The sequence below is a fragment of the Pseudomonas sp. KCJK8993 genome (assembly GCF_046230915.1).
GTDB lineage: Bacteria > Pseudomonadota > Gammaproteobacteria > Pseudomonadales > Pseudomonadaceae > Aquipseudomonas > Aquipseudomonas piscis.
Window position 1 is genome coordinate 1 of record NZ_JBJJLO010000175.1, and the last position, 8413, is coordinate 8413.

Genomic DNA, 8413 nt, shown 5'->3' on the forward strand with positions numbered 1-8413 from the left:
GGGGCTCGATGTACGGCGTCAGTTCCTGGGTGTAGGCATAGGCCTGGTTCAGATTCGCCCCTTTGGCGACAGCGCTTTTTATCTCCTCTATCAAGTTTTCCGCGCGTTGCTTGCGCTCCGCCTCCGACAGCGTGCTGGCAGATCGAGAAAGCGCGGCGATGTTGGCGGCTAGCGCCTTGATGTCAAGCATGGTCGGTCCCTGAAGAAAGAGTGTGTGTGGTCGAACTCGAGCCGATTAAGCCCTATACGGCAATGGCCGGCAGAGTAGGTTACAAGTATTACAAATGAAGTATCCCTGATGAACAAAGATGAACCTCGGCAGCAATTAACTTATTACCAATCCAAGATCAATCAGCGACTACTTCAAACTTTCGGGTCGTTCCTGTAAAGGCACTGATAGTGCCCCAGACATTCTTCTGATCACCGCCATGGCTGATGTAGTAGAAGCCGGGTTTGGCATCCTGTGGAATATCCCAGGAAATAGTCGCCTTCGATGCGGAAATACCGACCCGTTCCCAGCGGTATTTGGTTCCCCAGTCGTTGTCGGTCGCCACGCGTATCGCCGGTTTATCACGGGCGGGGTCGGCCGAGGTGTAGTACACGCTCAGGAAGGTGTCTTCGGTATGCAGGTTGTTCTTCGGGTGTCCGGTGACGAAGGCCACCGTCACGGTTTGTCCCCGGTGGTAGATTTTTTCCGGTTGCTGCAATACATCGCCGAACGAGGTGCCGATGTAGGGGGCATCGGTGACGACACCGGTCTGGAAGTTCAGCAGGCAGCAGGACAGGTCAGGTGGCTGGGCGGTGCTGGCGACCGGCTGCTGGTCACGCATGGCGCTGGCCATGTCGGTGAACAGCTGTTGATAGGCGGCCTGGGTCCAGGGGCCGAAGATCGTCGAGCCGCCTTCATATTCCTGGACACTGTATTCCTCGCGGGTGGTGACGTAACTGGCGTAGGCGTTGGCATAACCATTGAAGATCACATGGTTGATGCCCATGGGGGCGACGATGGCTTGTACCGCCCGGCGAATGCGCACACCGGACATCACCGTAAACTCGGCCGGTGCCCCCAGCACGGCGAGCTGGCCGATGCGAAACATCTGGATCGGCAGCACATTGGGGGTCCAGGGGAAGGGTTTCTTGTTGCCAGTATCGGCCAGTATCTGTTTTTCAGCCTGGCACTTCTTCAGCTCTTTGGACGGCACACCGGTGAGCAAGCCGCCGAGGAAAGACAGCAGCGGATTATTGCTTTCACTGATGCCCAGTGGGCCAGGGCCATCTTCCGTACTGCCGGCCGCCAGGCTGCTGCCCAAAGCGGCGATACACAGCGTCTTCGGTGTGCCATCGGTGTAGTCAGGGCGTATGGTCAGGCCGTGGAAGTCGACGAACTGAAAGCGGTTGTCGAGCCCGCCGGTCACTTCCTCGGTCGGCCCGGTGGCCAGTTCATAGGCTTTGTTGAACTGCCTCAGGCCGATTTCCTTGGTATTGGCGAACTCGTTCTCGGTCGGCCCGGAACCTGGGCGCAAGTTCAAGTTGGGCGACAAATTGCCGGCATTGGTCTGGGCAAAGGCGGCGATAAACCCCGGTTTCTTACTGATGTCGTGTTCCCAGTGGTAAGACGCATAGCCTTTGTTATCAGAAGAAATCAGATGATTGTTATTGGTCATGGACGTGGCGTGCACAGGGAACCAGCTGATGACTCCGGCAAGCTCGCCCTGTTGGTCGACGAACTTCAATACCGTCATTTCCGGGTCGATACCGTCTATGTAGCCGGCGACATCCGGATTGCGCTGGTGAGAGAGCAGCGACCTGTTCTTGCTGGCATTGGTGAGATCACCCTTGGCATAAAACAATCGACCAGGTTGCATCTGTCGATGGGCCTGATCAATTGAACGCACGATGCCATCGACAATCACGTTAAAGGTCTTTTCCTGAAAGCCCAGCACCGACAAGTCGTAGATCGTGTAATGGGAAAAGCCCCCGGGACCGGAGTGAGTGTGAGTGGCCGCCAGCATCACATTGTTTTCGTTATAGATCCCTGGGTACTTCTTCTCCAACTTGCGCAAGACACTTTGCTGCACCGCTTGGAAAATCATGCCCAGGTCGGTGTTGACGTATACCAGCCGCTTGCCCGTGGCCGCCTCTTCAATGATGAACGCCCTCGACCATTGCCGCGTATGAATACCAGCGGTCTTCTGGTCGGTGGAGGAGTATCCCATCATCCCGACTTCCGCTGCCTCGCCGGTAATATCGGCTTTGCCCAAGCCGAATCGATAAGGTTGTTCGCCAGCAAAGCCGGTCGAACATAACAAGCAGGTGATGACAACGAGAACAGAACGATAGCGTCGGATACTCATTTGAATCTCCCTGTTTATTGTTTTTGTGTGCAAAAGATCACCCCGCGTTGCCAGGCTCGTTGCAAGCGAGCCGGCACTGAAGACCGAGCCGCTGATCAGGGGCTGGTAGAAACTAGAACAGTCCGGTTCAGAGGGATGGGGTATTTACGGACATAAACGGGACTCTTACGGACAACTGTTGAGTACCTCCCTGAAGCGCGGTCTCGTCCGCGAGGATAAGATCCTCGCCGGTAGTTGAAGTGGAGGTATCCCCATCAAGCAACGGGTCGATGTGAACGCGCTACCGAATGCCAGGCGGTCTTGGTTTGGGTTAGCGCAGTGCGCCGCAGCCTTGAACCCTGGCTACTTTAGAGGTGCCGTCGACGGCAGCGCCCCCATCCGGAATGGGTGGCGCGGTGTTGCAGGGGATCAACCATGGAGGGGGCAAGGACCGCCAAGAGCAGAACTGAGGGGCCGCTTCCGTCCCTTGGCTGGCATCGACGACGAGGGCCAAAGGAGTGACTGCCACCCAGTGCAGCTCTCGAATCAAGATACAAAACGCTGTCAGCACAACGGCTTCTGGAAATACAGCCGGGTATGTCCCGGCGGGTAATCCGCCAGGCGTCCGAATTCGGAGTAACCCAGTTTTTGGTAAAATCCGGGCGCTTGAAAGCTGAAGGTCTCCAGCCAGACACCCCTGCAATTCTTTTTCTGCGCGACCTCTTCAGCCATGCGAATCAGCCGTTCTCCGATCCCCTGGCCCCGCATCGACTCGGGCACGCTGACAAGATCGATGAGCAGCCATCGATAAGAAATCTTGCCGTACAGCCCGCCAATGACGTCGTTACTCTCAGGATCTCGTAGCAACAGGGCAAATGTTTCATGCGCATCGTCTCCACCATTGGCCAGGTTATGGGCCAACAATGGGGTCAGAATTCCTGACCGCTCTTCTTCCGTCACATTTTCTGAAAGCTGGATCTCTACAGCCATGGCGCACTCCCTGAGCAATGGGTAACTGGGGCGACAAGCAACTATTCCGGTCATCCCATGGTGAAGCCGTGAATATACCAAGCCGTCTGGGCTTTAGATGAGTTGAGGGGCAGCGTTGGCCGGAAATGAGCGTCCTGCTGGATACCCAACCTCTAGGCGCTCGCCATCGGCGGGAATAAGCAGCTTGTGGGCAACCCCCATGTCGATGGCGGCCTTCCTTAACTCCCGTCGCGTGACAGGGCAATGGTTGATAGCTTCCAGGTGGTTCGCAACGACGATGCCCTCGCTGAGGGTGACGAATTCCAGGACATCCGCCACTCCCATGATGATGTCACCGCCAACATCGAAACGTGCACCTCCCGCTGGGACGACGCTGACCTGCGGTTGATGGCGCATTACGAATTCGCGAACGGTTTGCGTCAATACAGTATCCCCGGCCAGATAAATGCTGGGCTCGCCTGGATATTCGATCAGATAGCCGACACCGTGCTCCATCATGCGCCCGACCAGCCCACCACCATGGGTGCATCGCACTGTACGAATCAGGCCGCCCAGAAACGCGACCGGATCACGGTGTCCCTCCGCCAACGGCTGAACGTTCAGCTTTCGCCTGGCCAGGTAGGGAGCATCATGCGGAGTGCAAATAACCGGAACATTTCGTGAAATCAACCAATCGATGGCTGCCCGATCAAGATGGTCGAAATGGCCTTTCTGGCAGTGCGTGATCAGGCAGTGAGTGACCGTGTCGAGGGCCTGTTCCGCCGAGGCAGGCAACTCGACGATCGGGTTCCGTTGCCAGGAAGAAAACAGCCTCAACGACGGAAGGGTACCTTTACCGGCGAGCATCGGATCGACCAGGATCCGCTTGTCGTCCAGTTCCAGAATGAGGGTTGCGTTACGGATCTGCCGAATCTTCATCATGAACCTCTTCCCAATAATGGGTTCATGGTGCCCGCCAGATGATGCGTCCATAATGGCGGCTTCAGCCACAATTCACTCATTTCCTGCCATGCCTAGTACACTTCGAATCGGTCTTACCCTGTTTCCCAACTGTATGCCCGCAGGCCTACTGGCATTCAATGATCTGCTTCATGCCGCCAACCGGCGCTCGGGGGCGGCACTGTTCGAGACGCACTACGTCAGCACGCAAAGGGGGACAGTCGAGTGCGCTCATGGCTTGAAGCTCTCGGCCAGTCACTGCATTTGCGAGCTGACCCTCGATGCAATCCTGATTCCCGGCTTTTGGGCCGAGTCTGTTAGCCAGGCGGAAGCGGCCGTTATCGCCAATAGGGAACTGGTCAGGGCCATCGCTCGGATTGGCAAGGACTGTAAAGTCTGGAGCTACTGCACGGGCGTCATTCTTGCCGCCGCAGCGGGGCGTTTGGCTGGCGAAGAAGCCACGGCAACCTGGTGGCTGGCCGACACACTGCTCAAGCGGTACTCCGGCACGCGTTGGCAGATGGAAAAGCACTGCATCTTCAACGAGCGGACCGCGACGGCCAGCGGCGTCAATGGTTATCTGCCCATTGCCCAGGCGTTGCTGGAGACGCATGTCAGCCAGACGGCACTGCACGACCTGATTCGGCTGATGGTGCTCCCGCGCCCCACGCAAACGCATGATGCGTTCCAGTCGTTGAGCCTGATCGAGCAGCCTGGCGAGATTCTGCGACGCATGCATACGCTTGTGCATTCGCTACCTGCCGAACAGATCACGGTGCAAAAACTTGCGGATGCTCTGCGCATGTCGCAACGGACGCTCGCGCGGAAGGTGAAGGCAGAAACGGGACTGGCCACGGCCACTTACGTGCGCCGCATCAAACTTAGCCAGGTAGGCGAACGATTGGTGCTGACGTCCGCGTCGATCCAATCCATCTGTGAAGAGCTGGGTTTCAGCAGTGACTCCAACCTCCGACGCATGTTCAGGGGGGTGACCGGGCTTACGCCGACTGAATATCGACAGAGGTTTGCTCGTTTCTGATGGCGGCGACTTTGTGGGCCGGGGCGGCTTTACTTTTGAGGGGCGCTCACCAGCTTCAGGTCGGTGGCGATGTAAAACCCCTGCACCGTGCGTTTTTTCTCTTCGTACTCACACAGCACCAGGGTGGAGTGCGGCAATGGCGTCGCCTCCAGTGACGGTTTGACCAGCATCCTTTTGCCCCCCGAGCGCAGGCGCACATATTGCCCGGGCTCGAAGGTACTCATGGCCGCGTCTCGGCAGCGGCCAGCCGGGTCGGTTGCGCCCATGCGCCGCCCTGGGCGGTGTACACGATCAACTGCGCCGAACGGTCGGTAATCAGCCCCTGCTGTGACGAAAACAACGAGCGCTGTGCGTCGAGGAACGGTACCCGCTGGCGGCTGCCGCCCGCCGTCGCCGAGACCACCGGGAACAGGTCAGCGCGCTGGATCTGGTACTGCGCGCGGTACGCCTGGACATTCAGCGCCGCCACACGCAGGTCGCGGTTCTCGGTAAGAGCGCTCTGGACCAACTGCCGCAAGGCGGGGTCGTGGAACAACGTGCGCCAGCCCTGGCGAGCAACGTTTTCGCTGACGGTACCTGCAGCGGCGGCATAGGCCGGGCCTTGCGGGTATTGCATGGTCACCGGAGCTGCCGGTGGGTGGTAGCCAGGGATCAGTGAGCACCCGCTCAGTGCCACTGCAACCGCCACCGCAGAGAAAGCAAACTTGTTCATTGGCCTGCCTCATGTAAAGGATTGCAGCGCAGTATCCCGCAGCGCCGGGCTGCCATCGCGCGATCCCCGTGTGCATTCGTGCACCGCAACGCGTGACACCTTGCCCGCGGCCCCTTGGGTTCGCGTATTCAGGCGAATCGGCAACGAGCTCTTCATCTCCTGGCAGGGAGGGTTGGCGGTGGCGCGATTCGCTTGTTGTACGGGGATGTCGGCGGGGGCGCCGGCCGTGCCGAGAGGCTTGCAGCCATCTTTCACTCCTGAAGGGTCCGGCTGGGGACCGTATTAGGCCCAGTCATGCCGCACCGGTCTGCAATGGAAAGCGGGGACATTCGGGAGGGCATCCGCCTCGGCGGTGTGTATTGGTGTCGGTTCACCTGTTGTACAAGCTTTCGGGGACAGCCGAATTGGCGCCAGTCCGTACACTTGGCGGCGCCGGCAACAGGGCCGGTAGCAGCGGCTTGTCTGGCGGGCCATGCCCGGTCTTGCGTGTATTTGAGGAGTTGGTCCATGAACAAAGAGCATGAGAAGCCGCCCAAGCCGGGCTCGGTCTTGCGCCTGCTTTGGCAAAATCATCCCTGGCTGGCGTTCTTTTCCCTGGTCACCGGCATCGTCAGTGGGGTGGCGGCGATCGCGGTGGTTAACGTGGTCAACCAGGCTATTTACGAGCAGGGGTCGCGCTTGCACCTGCTGTATTGGTTTGTTGGCTTGAGCGTGGTGGCGCTGGCGTTTCGTAACGGCGCGACCTTGTTTCCCGCTTACGCCAACATGAAGCTGATGACGCGCCTGCGCATCGCGCTGTGCCAGAAAATCCTCTCCTCGCCCCTTGAGGAAGTCGATCGGCGCGGCCCACCCAATGTGCTGACACTGTTGACCACTGACATTCCGCAACTCAACGCCACCTTGTTGGTGATGCCGGTGATGCTGGTGGAATCCACGGTGTTCATGTTCGGCCTGGCCTACCTGGCCTACCTGTCATGGACGGTGTTTGCGTTGACGCTGGCGCTATTGGCGCTGGGCGCCGTGTTGTATGTGTTCTTGTTCCTTGGCGGGGTGAAGTTCACTGGCCGTGTGCGTGATGAGTTCACGGCCTTCAACGAGCATACCCACGGTCTGGTCTTTGGCCTCAAGGAACTCAAGCTCAATGGCATCCGTCGGCGCTGGTTTGGCCGTTCGGCGATCAAGGAATCGTCGACGCGGGTAGCGCGCTTCAACTTCATCGAGCACCTGTGGTACCTCGGCGCGGAAAACATGGGGCTGGTCACTCAGTCCCTGCTGATTGGCAGCCTGGTGTTTGCCTTGCCGCTACTGAGCATCACCGACAGCCAGGTGCTGACCGCCAGCGTCCTGACCGTGATGTACATCCTCGGGCCGCTGGGCCTTTTGATCAGCACCATGCCGGTGGTCGCGCAGGGCCGGATTGCGATCACCCGCCTGGCCGATTTCGGCTTCCTGATCAATGAGCACCATGCCGAGCAAGGCGAGCCGGAAACCAGCAATGTCCTGCGCCTTGAGCACAAAAAGCACTGGCAGGAAATCACCCTCAAAGGCGTGGTGATGAACTACCGCGGTGCCGACGCCGAGAGCGGCTTTGCCCTCGGGCCGGTCGACCTGACCATCAACCGCGGTGAGTTGATCTACATCATCGGTGGCAATGGCTGCGGCAAAAGTACCCTGGTCAAGGCATTGTGCGGGTTGTACGTGCCTCAGTCCGGGCAGATTCTGCTCGATGGCGTTGCCGTCAATGATGACAACCGCAGCGATTACCGCGACCTGTTTTCCGCGGTGTTCAGCGACTTTCATCTGTTCAACCGGTTGATTGGCCCGGAAGGCGAAGAGGTCAACCCGGATCTGGCGCAAAAGTACCTCGGCGCGCTGGGGTTGGCCGACAAGATCAAGATCGAAGGGCTGGGTTATTCCACGACCAAAGAGCTGTCCTACGGCCAGCAAAAACGCCTGGCCCTGGTGTGTGCCTACATGGAAGACCGTCCGGTGTATGTGCTTGACGAGTGGGCGGCAGACCAGGATCCACCCTTCAAGCGCTTCTTCTATGAAGAGTTGCTGCCGGAACTCAAGCGCCGCGGCAAGACCATTCTGATCATCACCCATGACGATCAATACTTCCAATTGGCCGATCGTGTAATCAAGCTGCTCGATGGCCATATCGTCTCCGATGTAAGCCTCGTCGCCCAGGATCGCCGCGCCTGATCCAGGCGTTGCCACAGACCGTCCATTCGCACGACGCCGACAGCCTTCATGGCTGTCGGCCTCGTGCTTTTTTTTGGATTAAAAAAACCATATTTATCAGATAGATGATGGCGATTTCACAAAATTTTTACAGGCCCGCCGATTGTCCGGGTTTGGGGTGACATACAGCCCTTTCTCTTTTACTCTTCTCCTAGC

7 protein-coding genes and 1 pseudogene are annotated in these 8413 nt (G+C 58.4%); 2 read left to right on the top strand and 6 right to left on the bottom strand.

Features of this window, described 5'->3' with window-relative positions; translation table 11 throughout:
* The 4 genes from ACK6AU_RS30530 to ACK6AU_RS30545 all read right to left on the bottom strand — a co-directional run.
* The coding region (locus ACK6AU_RS30530) for a hypothetical protein (protein WP_409303391.1) at positions 1-190 on the bottom strand (190 nt) is incomplete at its 3' end.
* 157 nt (positions 191-347) lie between these two features.
* Entirely contained in the window at positions 348-2354 is a 2007-nt protein-coding gene (locus tag ACK6AU_RS30535; protein ID WP_409303393.1) for a neutral/alkaline ceramidase, read from the bottom strand.
* Between the two features lie 543 nt (positions 2355-2897).
* Positions 2898-3323: an N-acetyltransferase gene (locus tag ACK6AU_RS30540; RefSeq protein ID WP_185699864.1), complete on the bottom strand. Its 426-nt coding sequence runs from the start codon at positions 3321-3323 to the stop codon at positions 2898-2900.
* Positions 3324-3416: 93 nt separating this feature from the next.
* Positions 3417-4241 carry an MBL fold metallo-hydrolase gene (locus tag ACK6AU_RS30545; RefSeq protein ID WP_185699967.1) on the bottom strand — a complete coding sequence of 275 codons (825 nt, stop codon included), beginning with the start codon at positions 4239-4241 and terminating at the stop codon, positions 3417-3419.
* A 55-nt stretch (positions 4242-4296) separates the two neighbouring features.
* Here ACK6AU_RS30545 and ACK6AU_RS30550 point away from each other — a divergent pair, with 55 nt between their 5' ends.
* The gene (locus ACK6AU_RS30550) at positions 4297-5301 is read left to right on the top strand and encodes a GlxA family transcriptional regulator (protein ID WP_409303395.1); all 1005 of its coding nucleotides are present in this window, start codon (positions 4297-4299) and stop codon (positions 5299-5301) included.
* Positions 5302-5330: 29 nt separating this feature from the next.
* Here the strand turns inward: ACK6AU_RS30550 and ACK6AU_RS30555 are convergent, their stop codons facing one another.
* Positions 5331-5525, bottom strand: coding sequence for a hypothetical protein (locus ACK6AU_RS30555; RefSeq protein WP_185699865.1), 195 nt, complete (start codon positions 5523-5525; stop codon positions 5331-5333).
* A gap of 137 nt (positions 5526-5662) precedes the next feature.
* Positions 5663-6013 (bottom strand): annotated as a pseudogene (locus ACK6AU_RS30560) (TolC family protein); the annotation flags it as partial.
* A gap of 507 nt (positions 6014-6520) precedes the next feature.
* Between ACK6AU_RS30560 and ACK6AU_RS30565 the strand changes: the two are divergent.
* Entirely contained in the window at positions 6521-8218 is a 1698-nt protein-coding gene (locus ACK6AU_RS30565; protein WP_185699866.1) for a cyclic peptide export ABC transporter, read from the top strand.
* Positions 8219-8413: the final 195 nt, after the last annotated feature.

Bases quoted from the DNA above. Each gene is read 5' to 3' on its own strand.
- ACK6AU_RS30545 (WP_185699967.1), bottom strand. From the start codon at position 4,241: ATGAAGATTCGGCAGATCCGTAACGCAACCCTCATTCTGGAACTGGAC.
- ACK6AU_RS30540 (WP_185699864.1), bottom strand. From the start codon at position 3,323: ATGGCTGTAGAGATCCAGCTTTCAGAAAATGTGACGGAAGAAGAGCGG.
- ACK6AU_RS30555 (WP_185699865.1), bottom strand. From the start codon at position 5,525: ATGAGTACCTTCGAGCCCGGGCAATATGTGCGCCTGCGCTCGGGGGGC.
- ACK6AU_RS30550 (WP_409303395.1), top strand. From the start codon at position 4,297: ATGGCGGCTTCAGCCACAATTCACTCATTTCCTGCCATGCCTAGTACA.
- ACK6AU_RS30565 (WP_185699866.1), top strand. From the start codon at position 6,521: ATGAACAAAGAGCATGAGAAGCCGCCCAAGCCGGGCTCGGTCTTGCGC.
- ACK6AU_RS30535 (WP_409303393.1), bottom strand. From the start codon at position 2,354: ATGAGTATCCGACGCTATCGTTCTGTTCTCGTTGTCATCACCTGCTTG.